General features: G+C 71.6%; 15 protein-coding genes. 11 read left to right on the forward strand and 4 right to left on the reverse strand.

Annotated elements, in window-relative coordinates; genetic code table 11:
- Positions 1–400: 400 nt before the first annotated feature.
- Together OH768_RS01660 and OH768_RS01665 are read right to left on the reverse strand one after the other, a co-directional pair.
- The gene (locus tag OH768_RS01660) at positions 401–1,783 is read right to left on the reverse strand and encodes a dihydrolipoyl dehydrogenase family protein (protein WP_406449227.1); all 1,383 of its coding nucleotides are present in this window, start codon (positions 1,781–1,783) and stop codon (positions 401–403) included.
- A 41-nt stretch (positions 1,784–1,824) separates the two neighbouring features.
- Positions 1,825–2,442: a VOC family protein gene (locus OH768_RS01665; protein WP_406449229.1), complete on the reverse strand. Its 618-nt coding sequence runs from the start codon at positions 2,440–2,442 to the stop codon at positions 1,825–1,827.
- Between the two features lie 291 nt (positions 2,443–2,733).
- Between OH768_RS01665 and OH768_RS01670 the strand changes: the two genes are divergently transcribed.
- Genes OH768_RS01670 through OH768_RS01680 form a run of 3 tightly spaced genes read left to right on the forward strand, consistent with a single transcriptional unit; the run spans position 2,734 to position 7,901 of the window.
- Entirely contained in the window at positions 2,734–3,567 is an 834-nt protein-coding gene (locus tag OH768_RS01670; RefSeq protein WP_406449231.1) for a hypothetical protein, read from the forward strand.
- Entirely contained in the window at positions 3,564–5,741 is a 2,178-nt protein-coding gene (locus tag OH768_RS01675; RefSeq protein WP_406449233.1) for a bifunctional serine/threonine-protein kinase/ABC transporter substrate-binding protein, read from the forward strand. Before OH768_RS01670 ends, OH768_RS01675 begins: the two co-directional genes overlap by 4 nt.
- A 51-nt stretch (positions 5,742–5,792) precedes the next feature.
- A complete protein-coding gene (locus OH768_RS01680) occupies positions 5,793–7,901 on the forward strand; it encodes a bifunctional serine/threonine-protein kinase/ABC transporter substrate-binding protein (RefSeq protein WP_406449235.1) in 2,109 nt (702 codons plus the stop codon).
- 45 nt (positions 7,902–7,946) lie between these two features.
- Here OH768_RS01680 and OH768_RS01685 read toward each other — a convergent pair whose 3' ends face one another.
- Both OH768_RS01685 and OH768_RS01690 read right to left on the reverse strand, forming a co-directional pair.
- Positions 7,947–10,337: an ATP-binding cassette domain-containing protein gene (locus OH768_RS01685; protein WP_406449237.1), complete on the reverse strand. Its 2,391-nt coding sequence runs from the start codon at positions 10,335–10,337 to the stop codon at positions 7,947–7,949.
- Positions 10,338–10,462: 125 nt separating this feature from the next.
- Positions 10,463–11,695: an MFS transporter gene (locus tag OH768_RS01690; protein ID WP_406449239.1), complete on the reverse strand. Its 1,233-nt coding sequence runs from the start codon at positions 11,693–11,695 to the stop codon at positions 10,463–10,465.
- A gap of 100 nt (positions 11,696–11,795) precedes the next feature.
- Here OH768_RS01690 and OH768_RS01695 point away from each other — a divergent pair, with 100 nt between their 5' ends.
- From OH768_RS01695 to OH768_RS01730, 8 genes are all read left to right on the forward strand, one after another.
- Positions 11,796–12,344 (forward strand): CGNR zinc finger domain-containing protein, encoded by a 549-nt coding sequence (locus OH768_RS01695; protein ID WP_406449241.1) that lies wholly within the window; start codon positions 11,796–11,798, stop codon positions 12,342–12,344.
- 166 nt (positions 12,345–12,510) lie between these two features.
- Entirely contained in the window at positions 12,511–13,314 is an 804-nt protein-coding gene (locus tag OH768_RS01700; RefSeq protein WP_406449243.1) for an N-acyl homoserine lactonase family protein, read from the forward strand.
- A gap of 152 nt (positions 13,315–13,466) precedes the next feature.
- The gene (locus tag OH768_RS01705; protein ID WP_406449245.1) at positions 13,467–15,122 is read left to right on the forward strand and encodes an ABC transporter substrate-binding protein; all 1,656 of its coding nucleotides are present in this window, start codon (positions 13,467–13,469) and stop codon (positions 15,120–15,122) included.
- Positions 15,115–16,026, forward strand: a complete 912-nt coding sequence (locus tag OH768_RS01710) for an ABC transporter permease (RefSeq protein ID WP_406449247.1) — start codon at positions 15,115–15,117, stop codon at positions 16,024–16,026. The genes OH768_RS01705 and OH768_RS01710 overlap by 8 nt, the downstream gene beginning before the upstream one ends.
- Positions 16,023–17,093, forward strand: a complete 1,071-nt coding sequence (locus OH768_RS01715) for an ABC transporter permease (RefSeq protein ID WP_406449249.1) — start codon at positions 16,023–16,025, stop codon at positions 17,091–17,093. The genes OH768_RS01710 and OH768_RS01715 overlap by 4 nt, the downstream gene beginning before the upstream one ends.
- Positions 17,094–17,098: 5 nt before the next feature.
- Complete coding sequence (locus OH768_RS01720; RefSeq protein WP_406449251.1) at positions 17,099–17,788, forward strand: alpha/beta hydrolase; 690 nt, start codon at positions 17,099–17,101, stop codon at positions 17,786–17,788.
- Positions 17,785–18,798: an ABC transporter ATP-binding protein gene (locus tag OH768_RS01725; RefSeq protein WP_406449253.1), complete on the forward strand. Its 1,014-nt coding sequence runs from the start codon at positions 17,785–17,787 to the stop codon at positions 18,796–18,798. Before OH768_RS01720 ends, OH768_RS01725 begins: the two co-directional genes overlap by 4 nt.
- Positions 18,795–19,757, forward strand: a complete 963-nt coding sequence (locus OH768_RS01730) for an ABC transporter ATP-binding protein (RefSeq protein WP_406449255.1) — start codon at positions 18,795–18,797, stop codon at positions 19,755–19,757. Before OH768_RS01725 ends, OH768_RS01730 begins: the two co-directional genes overlap by 4 nt.
- Positions 19,758–19,770 lie beyond the last annotated feature (13 nt).

Below are 19,770 nucleotides of genomic sequence, written 5' to 3' on the forward strand. Positions count from 1 at the left end.
GACGGCAGGCGGCACCGCAGTCGCGGTGGGCCGGCACGGTGACGTGTGCACGCTCCCGTCCGGCGGGCCGCGGAGACCGCCGGGCCGCGCCGGGCGCGTGCCTCCGGTCGGGAGACGCGCGGGGACACAGGGTGCGCCACGGCAGGGGTACGCGCGGATCGACCACTCCCACCCCTGCCGCACGTTCGTACCGGCTCGGCCGGGCGGACGTGTACGAGCGCGCGGACATCCTGCGAACGGGGACAGGACACGGGGAACCGAACGGTCGATTTCAAGCCACCAGGCCGAGCTGCACATGATTCAATCACGCGGCACACACATTTCCTGCACAACCTGGATGGGTGTTAGCCGAATCGATACATCGCCACCAGTGCCCATAAAGCCTGCCAATGTGGCGAGTTCACCCTCCGGCAGACCGCGTCGCCGTTCCGTCCGCAGCCCGGATCCGATCGTGCAGGTCCTTCAGCGCGGCGACGTAGATCTCCGAGAACGTGGGGAACGGCTGGATCGTGTCGCGCAACACGTCCAGCGGGAGGCGGGCGCGCACGGCGAGGGTGGCCTGCTGCAGCCACTCCCCCGCCTCGGGGCCGAGGGCGTGGGCGCCGGTGAGCACCCGGCCGTCGCTGAGCAGCGTGAGGAACCCGTTGGCGTCGGCGTAGGCGCGGGTGTAGGCCGCGGTCTTGGCCACCCCCGAGATCGGGACGGTGGCGCTGAACCGTGCCTCGTTCGCGCCGACCGACGCCGCCTGCGGGTCGGTGTAGACCACGCGGGGCACGGCCGTGTGGTCGGCCTCTCGGGGTTCGCCGAGGATGTTGGCCGCGACGATCTCGCCCTGGTACTTGCCGACATGGGTGAGCATCCAGAGCCCGGTGGCGTCGCCGACGACCCACAGCCGCTCGGCGGCGCGCAGGCGCGCGTCGACCGGAATGCCGTGCCCGTCGGCCTTCACGCCCACCGTGTCCAGGCCGATGTCGTCGACGCGCGGGCGGCGTCCGGTGGCCACGAGGAGGTGGTCGCCGCGCAGTTCCTGTCCGTCGTCGAGCGTCAGGACGTAGTCCTCGCCCTCGCGCCGGGCGGCGACCGTCCGCGGCCCGAGCACCAGCTCGACCCCGTCGCGGCGCAGCACCTCGCCGAGCGCCTCGCCCAGTGGCCGGGGCTCGCGGGGCAGGACGTACGGGCCGTGGGCCGTGAGGACCACCTCGCCGCCGAGCCGGCGTACGGCCTGGGCCATCTCGACGCCGACGGGGCCCGCGCCGAGCACGATCAGCCGGCGCGGGACCGCCTTCATGCCCGTCACCTCGCGGTTGGTCCACACGCCCGTGAGCTCGGCCAGGCCCGGGACCGGCGGCATGATCGGTGCCGCCCCGGTGGCCACGACGACGTGCTCGGCGGTATGGCGGGCTCCGGCCACCTCCACGACACCCGGTCCGGCCAGGCGGCCGGTGCCGCGCAGCAGGTCGATGCCGTTGTCGGCCAGCCAGCGTTCCTGGCCGGCGTCGGAGTAGTCCGACACCATGAAGTCCCGCCAGGCCAGGGCCTGTTCGACGTCGACCTGGGCGCTCCCCGCGGCCTCCCGTGCGCCGTGCACGGCCTCGCCCGGGCGCAGCAGGGTCTTCGACGGGATACAGGCCCAGTACGAGCACTCCCCGCCGACCAGTTCGCGCTCCACCAGGGCGACCCGGAGTCCGCCGTCGGCCAGGGCTCCGGCGCAGTGCTCGCCGGGCGATCCCCCGCCGATCACGATGACGTCGTAGTCGTAGTCATGATCGCGGTCGTGGCTCATCCGTTCGTCCTCCTCGCCCGGGGGCCGCCCTCGCTCGGGTGTCAGGACGGCAGCTCGGTACCGGCCTGTTCACTCACCATGTACCGCGCGTACCAGTCGGGCCAGTCCGGGTCCTGCGCGCCGGTGCGCGCCTCGTGCTCACCGTGTGCCGCGGCGGCGCGGCGCAGTGCGCTCGCCAGGTCCCCGGCCGAGGCGAACGTCGTGGCCGCGGGGTCCAGCCGGCCCGGGAGCCGGGTGGTGATCTCCTGGAGGACCCAGCCGTTGCCGTCCGGGTCGCTGAAGGACACGAACGAGCCGTAGCTGCTGCGCTTCGGGTCCGGTCCGGGCACCCGGGCGTCGGTCCCGGCGCGGTGGAAGACGCCGCCCTCGTCGTGGAAGACGTCGCTCGGGTCGGCGCCGATCCGCTTGAGTTCGTCGTGGGCGGCGCCGATGTCGTCCACGATCAGGTGCAGGCCCTGGGCCGAGCCCGGCGCCTGGGTCGTGACGGAGGTGCCGAAGATGACGGAGGCGGGCGATCCCGGCGGGGTGACCTGCACGACCCGGAAGTCCTCGCCGGTGGCGACGTCGGCGTCGAGCCGCCAGCCGAGCGCCGTGTAGAAGTTCTTGGCCCGGTCCACGTCCCCGACCGGTACCACGACGACTTCGAGCTTCATGTCCATGAGCTGCGTCTCCGTTCTCGGACGAACTGGCCGACTCCTCCAGAATCGCCGCTACGGCCCCGATGCGCGCCGGGGAGTCGGGCCGGCCCGCGCATTCAGAGACGATCGGCGTTCAGAACCGCGCGGGCGAACGCCTCCGAGGACCGCGGACGCAACAGCTGCAACCGGAACGCCGTACGCCGTCGTCAGAATCCCTAACTACTCATGTTCCTAAGGGTAGTTGGCAACCAAGACCGTCAACGTGCGCCACACTCGTCACAAGGGTTGCGGGCACAGGGGTGGGAGTGATGCATGGCCGGGTGGAGACCAGTCTTAGCGGCGACGACGGGGGCGCTTCTGCTGGCGGGGTGCAGCGGCGGGGCGAGCGACGACGAGCCGAAAGCGGAGGGGACGCCGAAGAAGAGCTCCGGCGCGTCGCCCTCGGCGTCGCCCGCGAACGAGCCGTACACGCTCGCCGAGGACCGGGCGCCGAAAACGCGGGCCGAGGCGGTCGCGTTCGTTCGTGAACTCACCGTGCGCCCCGACTACTTCGGCACCGGGTACCGCACACGAGATCCCTTCGAGAGCGATCCGGCCGAGTGGGCGGTGCTCGGCGAGGACTGCCTGTGGCGGCGCGAGGCGCTGCCCGGCACCGTGCTGGCCAGTCTCACGCGGATGTACGAGCTGCCGGCGAAGGACGGCAAGGGGCCGGTGTACGTGTCGTTGACCGTCACCGTGCACCAGGACGTCGTGTCGGCGCGGCGCGACATGGCCGGGTCGATGGAGGAGGCGCTGCGCTGTCCCGAGCAGCAGTTGAACGCCACGGACCGGGTGAGCGGCCTGTTCTCCCGGGTCGACGCGTTCACCGAGGGGCGGTCCGTGATCTCCGACGACGACCTGACGGAGAGCGGGAACTGGGCCGCCGACGGCGGCAAGGCGCATCCCTTCGACTGGTACAAGTTCCGGATGGGGCCGGTCACCGTGGCCGCGACCGCGCGGCACGGCTCGGGCCGGACCGAGGCCGAGGACTCCACCGTCACCACCGACACGGGCAAGGGAATGACCTTCGTCGCGGCGAGCATCGACGGCAAGGGCAAGGCCGGCGACGCCGCCGAACCGACCGAGTCGAAGGGGGCGGGGCAGTGAGCGAACCGCTGCGGTCCTCCGACCCGTCCCGCATCGCGGGGTTCCGGCTGCTGCGGCGGCTCGGCGCGGGCGGCATGGGCGTCGTCTACCTCGGGCGCACCGACTCCGGGGCACTCGCCGCGGTCAAGGTGATCCGGGGCGAGGGCGCCGGGGACGAGGACTTCCGGGCCCGGTTCGCGCGGGAGGTGGAGCTGGCGCGGCGGGTGGACAGCCCCTGGGTGGTTCCCGTCCTGGACGCGGACGCCGAGACGCGCGAGCCGTGGCTGGCCACCGCGTTCGTGCCCGGGCCCTCCATCGCCGAAGCGGTCGACGCGCACAGCCCGCTGCCGTCGCAGGCCGTACGTGTCCTGGGCGGGCTGCTGGCCGAGGCGTTGGACGCCGTGCACACGGCCGGGCTCGTGCACCGGGACGTCAAGCCGGGCAACGTGCTGCTCGCCCTGGACGGGCCGCGTCTGATCGACTTCGGCATCGCGCGCGCTGCCGACGACACGGCGCTGACCGCGTCCGGGCTCGTGGTCGGCACCCCCGGTTTCCTCGCCCCGGAGCAGGCCGAGGGGCAGCCCGCCACGTCCGCGAGCGATGTCTTCGCGCTGGGCTGCGTGCTGGCGTACGCCTCGACCGGTGCTCCGCCCTTCGGCACCGGGACGCCGGACGCCCTGCTGTACCGCACGGTCCACGACGAGCCCGAACTCGCCGGTGTGGAGGGTGAGTTGCGGACCCTGGTGGAGCGCTGCCTGGCCAAGGACCCGTCCGAGCGGCCCACGGCCGAGGACATACGGGGCGTGTTCACCGATGACGCTCCGGACGCCTCCGGCGGCTGGCTCCCCGACCCCGTCGCCCGCATGGTCGCCGCACGGGCCGCCGAGAGCCTCGCCTTCCCGGACGTCGAGCCCACGGTCGTGGACGAACCGGCCGACCCCGCCCGGCACCCGGGACGGCGCCGTCTGCTGCTGGCCGGCGGTGCGCTGCTGCTCGCGGGCGGCGGGACCGGGGCGGCGGTGTGGGCGTCGGGGGACGACGAGAAGCCGGCCGCGAGCCCCGCGCGTCCCGTGTACGTCCTCGGCGTGCACACGACCACCGGCACGGCCGAGGCCGCCGTCAGCAGGGCCTCCGAACGCGCCGCCCGCCTTGCCGTCGCCGAGCACAACGCCACACCGAAGCGCTCCTACGACCTGAAGGTGAAGGTCCTCGCCGACCGGGGCGACACGGACACCGCACGGGAGGTGGCCCGCCGGTTCACCGCCGACCGGAACGTCGTCGCCGTACTGGGACCGGTCGCGGAGATCCCCATGCGGACGGCACCGGCCGTCTACGGTGCGGCCGGGCTGACCCACGTCTCCAGCACCACGGGCCAGCAGGACTACTTCCTGACGTCGCCGAAGTCCTCGTTCCAGAGCGGCCCCGCCCACGGCGCGCTCGGCGGCTGGATCGCACTGCACGCCTACATCACCCGACAGGTGGTGCCGGCCGGCGTCGTGATCGACCGGGCCGGGGGCTCGGCCATGCAGGACGAGGGCACCCAGGTGGTCAGCAACTGGCGCAACGTCCTCAAGAGCGAGGTCGTGCCCCGCGTCGTCGCGGAGGACACGGACGACGGCCCGAAGGCGGTGCGCGACGTGCTCGCCGCCGGTGTGAAGGCCTTCGTGTATCTGGGCGCCCTGGACGCCACCGTCCGCACGGCCCAGGCCCTGGCCTCGGCCGGCTTCACCGGGCCGCGCTGGATGCAGCACCAGCTCTACGGCTCCGACTTCCCGCGCCTTGCGGGCGCGGCCGGCGAGGGCTGGTACGTGGTGACGGACGCCGTGGACCCCTCCGTCCTGACGACGAAGCCGGCCAAGGACTTCACCGCGGCCTGGCGGAAGCACTACGGCAGCACTCCGGAGCCGTACGCGACCGAGGCGTACGACAGTGCGAAAATGCTGCTCGCCGAGTTCGCCCGCACGGTCCCGGCCGGGGCGCGTCGACGGCCGGTGCGGGCCGATCTCGCCGTACGGCTGGCGAAGGTGAAGTACCAGGGCATCGCCCGCACGTATGCCTTCGGTGACTTCCACCAGTACGACAACAGCTCGACGGGCTGGGCGGACGAGACCTTCGTCCACGAGGTCCGCGGCGGGCGGTTCCGGCAACTGGGATCGCTCGGCGATCTGAACCGCGCGGCGCAGAGCCAGGGCTGACCAGGGCTCCGGGCCGACGGAGGGGACGACTGCGAAAGGGAGGCGGCTGTCTTGGAACGGCTCCTGCCCGCCGATCCGTCCGTGATCGGCGGGCACCGGCTCGCCGGGCGGCTCGGCGCGGGCGGCATGGGCGTCGTCTATCTGGCGCGCTCGCCGCACGGCGCCTGGTGTGCGCTGAAGGTGATCCGCGCCGAGTACGCCGACGACCCCGGCTTCCGCGCCCGTTTCCGCCGCGAGGCCGAACTCGCCTCGCGCCTCACGAGCCGGTGGACCGTGCCGGTGGTCGCGGCCGACGCGGACGCCCGCTCCCCGTGGCTGGCCACCGCGTATGTGCCCGGCCCGTCCCTCGCCGAGGCGGTGGCGCTGCGCGGACCGTGGCCCGAGGCGCAGCTGCGCGGGCTCGGTGCCGTGCTGGCCGAGGCGCTGGACGGGGTGCACGCGGCCGGGCTGGTCCACCGGGACGTCAAGCCCGCGAACGTACTGCTGGCCGCGGACGGGCCGCGGCTGATCGACTTCGGGATCGCGCGGGCCGTCGGCGCGACGGCGCTCACCACGGACGGTTCCGTCGTCGGCTCCCCCGGTTACCTCTCCCCCGAGCAGGCGCGCGGGCACACCGTCGGCCCGCCCAGCGACGTCTTCTCGCTCGGCTGCGTCCTCGCCTACACGGCCACCGGCCGCCCGCCGTTCGGCACCGGCGGCCCGGCGGCCGTGCTGTTCCGGACCGTCGGCGAGGAACCGGACCTGGACGGCATCCCGGAGAACCTCGGCGGGACCGTACGGCGATGTCTGGCGAAGGACCCGGAGCGCCGCCCGAGCGCCCGTGAACTCCGCGACGTCTTCGGCGAGTTCGCCGTGGCCGAGTGGCTGCCCGAAGGGCTGCCGGCCCTGGTCGCCGCCCGTGCCGCACGCGTCCTCGACCTGCCCGTGCCCGACCCGACCATGCTCGCCGGACCCTTGCCGGTGGACGCGTCGCCCTCGCCCACCCGACGGCGTCTGCTCGTCGCGGGGGCCGCGCTCGGTGTCGCCGCGGTGGCCGGGGCGGGCGCGTGGTGGGAGTGGGGCCGGTCCGCCGCGTCGGCGAACACCGGTTCCGTACGGCGCTCCCGCCATGTCGTCGCCTTGCTCGGCAGCCCGCACGACCCCTTCTTCACCGACCATGAGCGCGGCGCGCTCCTCGCCGTCGAGCAGCACAACCGGGACGCCAAGCGCTCCGTGGACCTCGCCCTGCGCACCGCCGACGACGTCGGCACCGCGAAGGGCTCCGCCGCTGCGGCCACCCGGCTGGCCGCCGACCCGGACGTGTCCGTGGTGATCGCGGCGGGATCGAACGTTACCGTGCCGGCGGCCCTCCCGCCGTGTACGAAGGCCCGGCTGACCCTGCTGGTGACTCGCGCCGACACCGGAGCCCTCGACGTCGTCAACACCACCAGCGCCCTCGTGCTGCGCGCCACCCAGATCGTCGGCCCGTTCGCGGCGGTGATCTATCTGAACCGGGTCGTCAAACCCGCCCGCACGGTGGTCGTGCACGACCTGGCCACCGAGGTGGAGAGTCTGACCACGGTCCGCAACATCACCGTCAACGGCGTGCTCGACGGCGGGACGACGGTGGAGGAGGTAGCCGCGGACGCGGACTTCACCGGGGCCGCCCGCCGTATCTCCGCCCGCCCCCGCGACGCCGTCTTCTTCAGCGGGGTGAGCCCCGACCGCGCCGCCGCCTGCGCCCACGCCTTGCGGGAGTCGGGCCACCAGGGCGCCAGGGTCGCGGGCGAGCACGTCCTCGGCGCCCCCTTCCTCGCCGCCGGCGAGGACTGGAGGATCGCTACGGGCTACACCGACGCGAACGCCGACACCCGTACCAAGGCGTTCGCCGCCGCGTTCCGCGCCCGCCACGGACACGCGCCGGGCCCCTGGGCGGCCGAAGCGTACGACGCCGTCCGGTTCGCCGCCCACGGCCTGGCCTCCGTCGGCGACGACGGCCGCACCGCCCTGCGCTCGGAACTCCTGCGCCGCCCCTGGCAGGGCATCACGCGCCTCATGGGCTTCGACGCCTCCACGCAGTTCTTCCAGGCCGGCGACGACGGCGGAGGGTTCCTGTTCCGGGTGACCGGCGGAGCCGCCCGCTTCGTGGCGCGGTCCGCCGACATCGGCAAGAAGACGTGAGCTGTCATACAACCCCCTTTGAGCGCAAGGGAGTTGCAAGACGGGTCACGCGCCGACATACGCCGCCAGGTGCTCCCCCGTGAGCGTCGACCGCGCGTCGACCAGGTCGGCCGGTGTCCCCTCGAAGACGATCTTTCCGCCGTCGTGTCCGGCGCCGGGGCCGAGGTCGATGATCCAGTCGGCGTGGGCCATGACGGCCTGGTGGTGTTCCACGACGATGACCGACTTGCCGGAGTCGACCAACCGGTCCAGCAGGCCGAGGAGTTGCTCGACGTCGGCGAGGTGGAGGCCGGCGGTGGGCTCGTCGAGGACGTAGACGCCGCCTTTTTCGGACATGTGGGTGGCGAGCTTGAGGCGCTGGCGTTCGCCGCCGGAGAGGGTGGTGAGCGGCTGGCCGAGGCTGAGGTAGCCGAGGCCCACGTCGGCGAGGCGGGTAAGGATCTTGTGCGCGGCCGGAGTCGCCGCCTCGCCCGCGCCGAAGAACTCCTCGGCCTCGGTCACCGACATCGCGAGCACCTCGCTGATGTCACGCCCGCCGAAGTGGTACTCCAGCACCGATGCGTCGAACCGTTTCCCCTCGCACTCCTCGCAGGTGGTGGCCACGCCCGCCATCATCGCCAGGTCGGTGTAGATGACGCCGGCGCCGTTGCAAGTGGGGCAGGCGCCCTCGGAGTTGGCACTGAACAGGGCCGGCTTCACACCGTTGGCCTTGGCGAAGGCCTTGCGGATCGGTTCGAGGAGTCCGGTGTACGTCGCCGGGTTGCTGCGGCGTGAGCCCCGGATGGCACCCTGGTCGACCGACACGACGTTCTCGCCGGCCGGGATCGATCCGTGGACCAGCGAGCTCTTGCCGGACCCCGCGACTCCGGTGATGACGGCGAGGACGCCGAGCGGGATGTCGACGTCGACGTCCTGGAGGTTGTTGGTCGCGGCGCCCCGGATCTCCAGGGTGCCGGTGGGCTTACGCGTCGACTCCTTGAGCTTGGCCCGGTCGTCGAAGTGCCGGCCGGTGATGGTGCCGCCGGTGCGCAGTCCCTCGACGGTGCCCTCGAAGCAGACGGTGCCGCCCGCCGTACCGGCGCCCGGGCCGAGGTCGACGACGTGGTCGGCGATGGCGATGGTCTCCGGCTTGTGCTCGACGACGAGCACGGTGTTGCCCTTGTCGCGCAGCCGCAGCAGCAGGTCGTTCATGCGCTGGATGTCGTGCGGGTGCAGGCCGATGGTCGGCTCGTCGAAGACGTAGGTGACGTCGGTGAGGGAGGAGCCGAGGTGGCGGATCATCTTGACGCGCTGCGCCTCGCCGCCCGACAGCGTGCCGGCCGGCCGGTTAAGCGAGAGATAGCCGAGACCGATCTCGACGAACGAGTCGAGGGCCTGCCGCAGCGCGGTGAGCAGCGGCGCGACCGACGGCTCGTCGAGGCCGCGCACCCATTCGGCCAGGTCGCTGATCTGCATCGCGCAGGCGTCCGCGATGCTGATCCCCTTGATCTTCGACGAGCGGGCGCCCTCGTTGAGGCGGGTGCCGTCGCAGTCGGGGCAGGTGGTGAAGGTGACGGCCCGGTCCACGAACTCCCGGATGTGGGGCTGCATGCCCTCCCGGTCCTTGGCGAGCATCGACTTCTGGATGCGCGGGATCAGACCCTCGTAGGTCATGTTGATGCCCGCGATCTTCATCCGGGTCGGCTCGCGGTGCAGGAAGTCCTGCAGTTCCTTCTTCGTGAACCTGCGGATCGGCTTGTCCGGGTCGAAGAAACCGGACTCGGTGTAGAGGCGCGAGTTCCAGCCGCCGCCCGTGTAGCCGGGCACCGTGATCGCGCCCTCCGCAAGGGACTTGGAGTCGTCGTAGAGCTGGGTGAGGTCGAGGTCGGTGACCGAGCCGCGGCCCTCGCAGCGCGGGCACATGCCGCCGGTGATGCTGAAGCTGCGGCGCTCCTTGACCTTCTGTCCGCCGCGTTCCATGGTGACCGCCCCCGCGCCGCTGATCGAGGCGACGTTGAAGGAGAACGCCTTGGGCGAGCCGAGGTACGGCTTCCCGAGCCTGCTGAAGAGGATGCGCAGCATGGCGTTGGCGTCGGTGGCGGTGCCGACCGTGGAGCGGGGGTCGGCGCCCAGCCGCTGCTGGTCGACGATGATCGCGGTGGTCAGTCCGTCGAGGACGTCGACCTCGGGGCGGGCCAGCGTCGGCATGAAGCCCTGCACGAAGGCGCTGTACGTCTCGTTGATCAGCCGCTGCGACTCCGCGGCGATCGTGTCGAACACGAGTGAGCTCTTGCCCGAGCCGGAGACACCGGTGAACACCGTCAGCCGGCGCTTCGGGATCTCGATGCTGACGTCCTTGAGATTGTTCTCGCGCGCGCCGTGCACGCGGATCAGGTCGTGGCTGTCGGCAGCGTGCAGCCCGGACGACTGCGTGTCCGTCCTCATGGCCTTGCTCATCGTGCGTTCCCTCCGTTTGCGCCAGGCCGCCGACAGTCGCTCGGCGGACATCGCCTGGCCCGATCCAACCAGGCTTCGAGCGGTACGTCCGCTCCCGGTGCACGGTGCTCCACCTGGCAGTCACGCTAGGGGGAACGCGTGGCCTCGCGCTTCTCGAATCCTGACCGGCCTGGTCGGCTCTTGCCCTGCTGCGCCCGGCGTACGTGGCGCAGATGCCGGCCCAGCGCCACCACGGCCAGGGTGGCGACCAGGCCGGTCACGCCCCGCCAGCCGAACCGGTCGTACGTGCGCACCCCCAGCCAGGAACCCGCGCTGCCGCCGAGGAACGCGCAGGTCATGTACGCGGTGTTGATACGGGCCCGGGCCTCGGGCCGTAGCGCGAAGATGCGGGCCTGGTTGGCGACCTGGCCGGACTGGACGGCGACGTCGAGCAGCAGCATGCCGGCGGCCAGGGTCAGCAGGCCGGCCGTGCCGCCCCCGGCGGCCGGCACGAGGAGCGCCGCCGAGGCGATCGTGCCGAGCATGGCGAGGAGGCTGACGGTGTCGGGTCCTCTGCGGTCGGCCAGGCGCCCGGCGAGGGGCGTGCTGAACATGCTGGCCGCGCCGACCAGTCCCAGGATGCCCACAGCCTGGGCGCCCATGCCGTACGTCGGTCCGGTGACGAGCAGGGTGAGCGTGGTCCAGGCGGCGCTGAAGCCGGCGAAGACCATGGCCTGGTAGAGGCAGGAGCGGCGGAGGTCCGGTTCGGTGCGCAGCAGCCGCAGCGGGGCGGCTATCAGGGCCGGGTAGCCGTGCCGGGTGGACGGTGTGGTCGGCGGGACGGCCCGGGAGAGGACCGCTGCCAGCGCCAGGACGATGACCGCCGCCACGATGTACGGCGCCCGCCAGCCGAACCGTTCGCCGAGGGTGCCGCTGAAGGTGCGGGCCAGGAGGATGCCGCCGATCAGGCCGCTGAGGAGGGTGCCGGTGACGGCTCCGCGGCGTTCGGCGGGTACGAGTCCTGCGGCCATCGGGATGATGATCTGGGGCACGACGGTCGTCACGCCGGTGACCGCGCTCGCGGCGACGAGCAGCGGGAGCGAGGGCGCGGCGCTCGCGGCGAGCAGTCCGGCGGCGGTGAGCACGAGCAGGGTGACGATCAGGGGGCGGTGCGGGAGCCGGTCGCCGAGGGGGACGAGGAGGAAGATCCCGGCCGCGTACCCGAATTGGGCCGCCGTGACGACGAGGGCGGCCGAGCCGACGGAGACGTCCAGGTCGGCGGCGACGAGCGAGCTGATCGCCTGCGGGAAGTAGATGGTCGAGACGCCCACACCGCAGGCGAGGGACAGGACGAGGATCACCCAGCGGGGCACGGACACACCTCACGCGAGAACCGGTTTGACTGGTTCGGCTGACGGTAGCAGGAGTGCCGTCCTCCTGGCACCACTTAAACCGGTTCTACGGAGGTACAGTGGGCGCGTGTCATCGACTCCGCGCTTCCGCCAGGGCGCCGGGCGCCTCTGCCTGGACTTCATCCGCACCCTGCGCCACCGTGGTTCGCCCGACGTGGTGGAGGAACTCCCCGACGCCGAGGCCTTGTCGGCGTGGGTGCGGCAGTGCGGCCCCTGCACGGCAGAAGGGGACGCCGATGCGGCTGGGGCACGCGACCTGCGCGAGGCCGTCCACACGCTGATCACCGCCGCCCGGGCCGGCCTGATGCCCGACGCGCACTCGCTCGCCCTGGTCAACGAGGCCGCCGCACACCCCGTCCCGGTGCCGCGCCTGAACCGCACGGGGCGGCTCGACTGGCAGGCCGAGGATCCTGTCCAGGCCACTCTCGCCCTCGTCGCCCGTGACGCCCTGGACCTCGCGATCTCCCCGTCGCTCACCCGCGTCCGCGACTGCGCGGGCCCGACCTGCGGCGCCCTGTTCCTCGACATCTCACGCCCGGGGAACCGCCGTTGGTGCTCCATGGGCACCTGCGGAAACCGCGCCAAGAAGGAGACACTGCGCGGCAGGACGGCATGACCGGCTCGGCGGAGAGGACTTGTTCACCTCTCCGCAACCGCCTTTGGGATCCACATACTTAAAGTGTGGATCCCCCCCCCAGCACCCGATCCTGATCCCCCGAACATAGCCCCTGACCCTCCCGGAACGGATCGCCCATGCGCCTCCCGCCCCACCCCCGCACTCCATGACACGCCAAGGCGTCCGCAGGATCGTGCCCCTGCTGCTGGGCTGGGAGGAACTCCCCAAGTCCGTCTCCGTGCACGGCGCCCCGTACGAGGAACGGCTGCGTGAACCCGTACCGGCGGTCCTCCTGGAGTGCGACGGCGGCTGGCTGTTGCTCGACACGGGCTTCAACACGGCGCTGATCCGGGACCCCGCCCTGCGCCGCCGCTTCTACGGCTCCCCCAACTACCGGCCGATCCTCCCGGGCCCGGGCGAACCCCTGGAGGAGGCCCTCGACGCGGCCGGCATCGCGATGGACGCGATCCACGCGGTGGCCGTCAGCCATCTGCACGCCGACCACGCGGGCGGACTCAAGCACTTCGCGGGCCGGGTGCCGGTGCACGTACAGCGCGAGGAGCTGGCCTACGGCCTGTCCGGGCAGCCCGAGGTCGAGCGCCACTCCATCTTCCGCGTCGACTTCGACGACCCGCGCATCGACTGGCGACAGGCCGACGGCGACGTGGAGATCGCCCCCGGCGTGACCGCCGTACTGACCGCCGGGCACACCCCCGGACACCAGAGCTTCGTCGTCGACCTCGTGGACGGCGGCGGTTTCGTGTTCGCCTTCGACGCCGCCGACCTCACCGAGAACATCGAGCACGAGCGTCCGATCGGCGCCTCGATCGGTGTCGACCCGGAGAGCACGGTGGAGCCCATCCGCCGGCTCAAGCGCATCGCCGCCGAACGCGGCTACGAACTCGTCCCCGGTCATGACCCCGTGATCTGGCCCGAGTTGATCCGGCGCCGGGGCACGCCGGGCGCGTAGCCGGTACTGGCCGGATCACGCCCACAGCCCGGTTCACACGCCTTTAACACCCGGGACACGAGAGGGACTCTGTGGCCCGTGAACATGCTATTGGATCCAATCTTGACACTTTGAGATCCATTATCCGAGGATCGGTGCCCAAGGAGGCCCACATGCCGGACCAGTCAGCTGGATCGTCCTCACCCGGCTCCACCCCGTCGACGGCGTCGCGCCGCACCATGCTCCGGGGCGCGGGACTCCTCGGAGTGGGCGTCGGCTTCGGGCTGCCCGCCCTGCTCAGCGCCTGCGGTGCGGCGGCCGACGACGCCAAGGGGAGCAGCAAGGGCGGCACGCTGACCCTCGCCATCGACGCCACGAGCGCGGTCAACGACCCGTCGTTCTACACCTCGTTGGGCGACTGGATGGCCGTCGACTGCATCTGCCGGGGCCTGACCTTCATCTCCTTCGAGACCAACGAGCCCACGCCCGACCTGGCCAAGAGCTGGACGATCTCCGACGACCAGCTCACGTACACCTTCGCGCTGCGCGAGGGCGTGAAGTTCCACGACGGCACCACACTGACCTCTGCGGACGTACTGGCAAGCCTGGGGCGGCAGTTCGACGAGAAGGACAAGACGCTCCCCAAGGGCGCCACCCGCCCGCTGTCCGACCTCGGCGCGAACGTCGCCTCGCTGACCGCTCCGGACGACCTGACCGTCAAGATGGTCCTGAAGAAGCCGGACCGGACCACCCTCGGCCAGCTGTCCGACATCGGCGGTCGCATCATCTCCAAGGCCGCGCTGAAGAAGTACGGCGCGGACATCGGCAAGCACCTCGTCGGCACCGGCCCGTTCGCCTTCTCCGCCGCCACCTCCGGCCAGTCCATCACCCTCACGGCCTTCGACGACTTCCGCCTCGGCAGACCGCCCGTCGACCGGCTGGTGCTGCGCCAGGTCCAGGATCCCTCGACGATCGTCAGTTCACTGCTGAGCGGCGACATCTCGGCCACCCAGTTCACCCCGTACTCGGCCGCCGCGCAGCTGCGCAAGGACGACTCGGTGACGGTCTACAAGACGCCGTACAACGCCAACGCGATCCTGATGATCGACGCCCGCCGGGTCCCCGAGCTCAAGGTCCGCCAGGCCATCAACCTCGCGATCGACCGCAAGGCCATCCTCGACCAGGCCTTCTACGGCGTCGGCGCGCTGCCCGGGGGCTACGCCATCCCGCCCGCGCAGAGCGGCTACGACACCAGCCTCGCCGACCTCAGCACCCAGGACACGGCGAAGGCGAAGAAGCTCGTCGCCGAGGCGGGCGCGGGCGGCCGGCGGATCCGGCTCATGGCGGCCAGCGACGCCTGGCACCCGAAGGCCGCGCAGATCGTCGCCCAGAACCTCACCGACGTCGGCTTCAAGGTGGTCACCACCTCCGTCGACCCGGCCACCTACTTCACCCGGCTCCTCGACGGCAAGGACGACTACCACGACCTGATGATCTGGGAGCGCAACACCTACGTCCCGGACGCCAACGACATGGTCGGTGCCATGGCCAGTCCCACCGGGCTCTACGGCGCGACGATCACCGGCATGGACACGCTCAAGGACGCCCCCTCGCTCCAGGCGGAGCTGGACACGGCCAAGAACCTGCCCCTCGGTGCGCAGCGCACGGCTGCCTACACAAAGATCCAACGCCGTTGGGCCGAGGACTACATGGTCCTGTCGATGCTCGCCTGCTTCGCCAACCTGGTGGTCAGCGGCTCTCACGTGAAGCACATGAACACGGCGGCGCTGGCCAACCACCGCTGTTACATGGAGAAGGCCAGTGTCTGACACCACGACCGCTCCACCACCCGTGGCGACCGCACGACCCCCTTCGTCGACCTTCACCGGGCGGCGCGTCCTCGCCGTATGGCGTCGGCGCCGGTTGGCACGGTCCTGGCCGGCCGTGCTGTCGTGGCTGGTACTGGTCGCACTGGTCCTGGTGGCCGTCGTGGGTCCGCTGTTCGTCCAGGCGGACCCGCTGCGTCAGACGTCGTCGGCGCTGCTGCCCATGGGCTCCTCCGGCCATCTGTTCGGGACGGACGACCTGGGCCGCGACGAACTGGCCCGACTGGTGCACGGCGCCCGGCCGTTGCTGCTGGTGGCGTTCGCGGCGACGGCGCTGGCAGCCGTCGTAGGAACCGGCATCGGACTCGTCGCCGGGTACGCCGGTGGTGTCGTCGAGCAGGTCCTGATGCGGATCGTCGACCTCGCCCTCGCCTTCCCCTCCATCCTGCTCGTCATCCTCCTCGTGGCGGCCGCAGGACCGGGCACGGTCAGTCTGGTCTTCGGCATCGGGGTGTCCCTCGCGCCCGGTCTGGCCCGGCTGGCCCGCGCCCTGACCGCGCGCGAGGCGGCCCATGACTACGTCGTCGCCGCCAAGTTGGGCGGCACCCGCACCTCGCGCATCCTCGCCCGCGAACTCCTCCCGAACATCGCCGGACCGATGCTCGCCCAGGTCGTCATGACGCTGTCGATCGCGGCCGGTTTCGCCGCCGGCCTGTCCTACCTCGGCCTCGGCATCCAACCCCCGCAGCCCGACTGGGGCTACATGGTGCAGGCGGGCCAGGAGTTCCTCTACACGGCGCCCCGACTGGTCGTCCTGCCCGCGACGTTCACCCTGCTGTTCGTCGTCGCCTGCAACTTCGTGGGCGACGACCTGCGCGACGCGCTCGACGTGAAGGGGCCCGCGTGACCACCGCACTGCTCCCCCTCCGCAGGCCCAAGTGGGCGGCAGGACCAACCCTGTTGGTCCTACGGCGGCTCGCGGTCATCCCCGTCGTGCTGTTCGCGCTGGCCAGCCTGGTGTTCCTCGCGATGCGGCTGCTGCCCGGCTCACCGGCGACCTCGCTCGCGGCCGGCGGCAACAACCTCTCCGCCGCCGAACTGGCCGCCAACGAGGAGCGCGTCAACAAGGCACTCGGCCTCGACCGGCCGCTCATCGCCCAATACGGCACCTTCCTCAACGACTTGGTGCACCTGCGGCTCGGCACCTCGTTCTACGGCTCCAACAGCGTCCTCGGTCTGCTCGGCGACGCGCTCCCCGCCACGATCGAGTTGACGCTCGCGGCGATGACGATCGCGGTGCTGCTCGGTGTCGTCACCGGTGTCGTCGCCGCGCTGCGCAAAGGGAGTTGGATCGACCACTCGACCCGGGCCGTGGCCACGGTGAGCTTCTCGCTGCCCTGGTTCGCGCTCGGCGTCCTCGGCATCGTCGTGTTCGGCGTGTGGCTGCGCTGGCTCCCGGTCCTCGGCCGGCTGCCCAGCTCGCTTGACTACAACCCGACCACCAACTTCGTTCTCCTGGACGCGATTCTGCAGAACCGCCCCGAGCTGGTGTGGCCCTGGATCCAGCATCTGATCCTGCCCGCCGTCACGTTGGCGCTGTCGATGGCCGGGTTCATCACCCGCATCGTGCGCGCCTCGGTGCTGGAAGTCCTCGACGACGACTTCGTGCGGACCGCCCGTATGAAGGGCCTGAGCGATGGCGTGGTGATCCGCCACCACGTGCTGCGCAACTCCTGGCTGCCCATCGTGACCGTCCTCGGGCTCCAATTCGGTTCCCTGCTGGGCGGTTCGGTCATCACCGAGACGGTCTTCTCGTACGCCGGTGTCGGCCGCCTGCTCGTGCAGGGCGTCCTGCAACGCGACTACCCCGTCGTGCAGGGCGCCGCCCTCGCCATCGCGCTCCTCTTCACCCTGGTCAACCACGCGGTGGACGTGCTCTACACGGTCCTCGATCCGCGGCTACGGAAAGGATGACCCGCATGGACATCGTGCTCGTCCACGGTGCCGGCGGACGGCCGACGACCTGGTCGGCCGTCCAGCCCCTGCTGGCCGCCCGCGGTCACCGGTTGTTCGTCGTCACCAACCCGATGACCTCACTGGAGGACGATGTCGCCAACACGGCGGCCGTGTTGGCGGAGACGACGGGCCCGGTGCTGCTCGCCGGGCACTCCTACGGCGGCGCGGTCATCAGCAATGTCGGGCGCGATCCGAGGGTCAAAGGGCTTGTCTACATAGCCGCGTTCGGGCCGGACGAGGGCGAGACGGTCAACGAGATCGTCGAGCGGTACGAGGAGGCCGAGATCTCCAAGTACATGCGGCGCGGCCCGAACGGCGAGTGGAAGTCCGAGACGAGCGAGGAGTTCTGGGCGGAGATAGGTCCCGATCTCTCGCCGGAGCAGCGGGCCGTCGTCGAGGCGGAGGGGCGCAAGGCGGAGAACCTCATCTTCAGGCAGCCGACCGGCACACCGGCCTGGCGCACGCTGCCCAGTTGGTATCTGGTCGCCGACGACGACCGCACGCTGCGCCCGGAGATCCAGAACGACATGGCGGCCCGCATGAAGGCCACCGTCGAGCACGTTCCGGGCAGCCACTACACGACCCTCGTCTGGCCCGAGCGCGTCGCCGATCTGATCCACACGGCGGCGCTGGCCGTGGGCGACGGCTCATGACGTCCGCGCCCGTGCTCGAAGTCCGGGACCTGCGCGTCCAGTTCGACGTTCCGGCGGGCCGGCTGCCCGCCGTGGACGGTGTGGACCTCACCCTCCGCCAGGGCGAAGTCCTCGCGCTGGTCGGCGAGTCGGGGTCCGGGAAGTCCGCCCTGTCGATGAGCCTGGTCGGCCTCAACCGCGGTCCGCGCACCCACATCAGCGGCGAGGCGGTCTTCAAGGGCCATGACCTCGTCGCGGCGTCGGAACGGGAGTTGCGCGGGGTGCGCGGCAAGGACATCGCGGTCGTCTTCCAGGACGCGCTGGCCGCGCTCAACCCGCTCCACCGCGCGGGCGCCCAGGTCTCCGAGATGATCCGCGCCCACCGTGATGTGACACGGGGTCAGGCGAGGGCCCGGGCAGTGGAGTTGCTCGGCGAGGTCGGCATCGCAGGCCCGGACCGCACGGCACGCGCCTACCCGCACCAACTCTCCGGGGGCATGCGCCAACGCGTGATGATCGCGATGGGCCTGGCCAACGACCCCGCCGTACTGATCGCCGACGAGCCCACCACCGCCCTCGACGTCACGATCCAGGCCCAGGTACTCGCCGTCCTCAAAGGCGTCCAGCGCGACCACGGCACCTCCGTGCTGCTGATCACCCATGACCTGGGCGTCGTGGCCGAGGTCGCGGACCGGGTGGCGGTGATGTACGCGGGCCGGATCGTGGAGCAGGGGCTGCGCGAGGAGGTGCTGTTCCACCCCCAACACCCCTACACAATGGGGCTGTTGGGCTCCGTCCCGCCGATCGACGGTCCTGTCGTACGACGGCTGCCGACCATCGCGGGCAGCCCGCTGACCGGGGTGGACCGACCGTCCGGCTGCGCGTTCGCGCCGCGGTGTCCGTTCGTGCACGACGCGTGTTCCGAACGGCCCGTGCTGCGCCGGCGGCACGGCGACGACGGACACCTCGACGCCTGTGTGCTGCCCTCCCCCGCCCGTGCCACGGCCCGTTCCCAGGGAGGCATCGCATGACCGCCGCGCTCATCCAGGCCCGCGAGCTGCGTGTCGAGTACCCGGGACGGGCGGGCGGCCGGGTCAGGGCGCTGCGGGACGTCGACCTCGACATCCTCCGGGGCGAGACCCTCGGCCTGGTCGGTGAGTCGGGCTGCGGGAAGTCCACGCTCGGCCGGGCCCTGTTGCGGGTCATCGAACCCGCCTCGGGCCGCATCGAGTTCGACGGCACCGATCTCACCCGGTTGCGCGGGCGCCAACTACGCCGCACCCGGGCCGAGTTGCAGATGGTCTTCCAGGACCCCTTCGGTTCGCTGAATCCGCGCCGCAGGATCGCGGACATCGTCGCCGAACCCTTGTTGCGGGCACGCGGCGCCACCCGCGCCGAGGCCGCGAAGGCGGTGGCCGAGCTGCTCGACCTGGTCGGCCTGGGTGCGGAGGCCGGCGGGCGCAGGCCGCACGAGTTCTCCGGCGGACAGCGCCAACGCATCGGCATCGCACGGGCGTTGGCCTCGTCACCGCAGTTCGTGGTGGCCGACGAGGCGGTCTCCGCGCTGGACGTGTCGATCCAGGCACAGGTGCTGAACCTGCTGTCGGACCTGGTCCGCGACCGGGGCCTGACGATGCTGTTCATCTCGCACGACCTGGGCGTCGTACGGCACATCGCCGACCGGATCGCGGTCATGTACCTCGGCCAGATCATCGAGATCGCCTCCCGCGACGCCTTCTTCGCCGCCCCCGCGCACCCCTACAGCCGGGCGCTGCTGTCCTCCGTTCCGGTGCTGCGTCCCGGGGAGAAACGTGAACAGGAGGTTCTGGAAGGCGAGTTGCCCGATCCGGCGAACCCTCCCGAGGGCTGTCTGTTCCGTACCCGGTGCCCGATCGCCACGGAGGAGTGCCGCACCACGGCCCCCGAGCTGCGAGAGATCACGCCGGGCCGCAGTGTGCGCTGCCACCTTCCCCTGGTCACCAGCGAGTAGCCAGTAGCGAGTA

Source organism: Streptomyces sp. NBC_01622 (assembly GCF_045209635.1).
In the GTDB taxonomy this organism is placed as follows: domain Bacteria; phylum Actinomycetota; class Actinomycetes; order Streptomycetales; family Streptomycetaceae; genus Streptomyces.

Coding starts and splice junctions, on each gene's coding strand:
- OH768_RS01700 (WP_406449243.1), top strand. CDS start 12,511: ATGACACGCCAAGGCGTCCGCAGGATCGTGCCCCTGCTGCTGGGCTGG.
- OH768_RS01725 (WP_406449253.1), top strand. CDS start 17,785: ATGACGTCCGCGCCCGTGCTCGAAGTCCGGGACCTGCGCGTCCAGTTC.
- OH768_RS01660 (WP_406449227.1), bottom strand. CDS start 1,783: ATGAGCCACGACCGCGATCATGACTACGACTACGACGTCATCGTGATC.
- OH768_RS01665 (WP_406449229.1), bottom strand. CDS start 2,442: ATGGACATGAAGCTCGAAGTCGTCGTGGTACCGGTCGGGGACGTGGAC.
- OH768_RS01685 (WP_406449237.1), bottom strand. CDS start 10,337: ATGAGCAAGGCCATGAGGACGGACACGCAGTCGTCCGGGCTGCACGCT.
- OH768_RS01720 (WP_406449251.1), top strand. CDS start 17,099: ATGGACATCGTGCTCGTCCACGGTGCCGGCGGACGGCCGACGACCTGG.
- OH768_RS01670 (WP_406449231.1), top strand. CDS start 2,734: ATGGCCGGGTGGAGACCAGTCTTAGCGGCGACGACGGGGGCGCTTCTG.
- OH768_RS01730 (WP_406449255.1), top strand. CDS start 18,795: ATGACCGCCGCGCTCATCCAGGCCCGCGAGCTGCGTGTCGAGTACCCG.
- OH768_RS01705 (WP_406449245.1), top strand. CDS start 13,467: ATGCCGGACCAGTCAGCTGGATCGTCCTCACCCGGCTCCACCCCGTCG.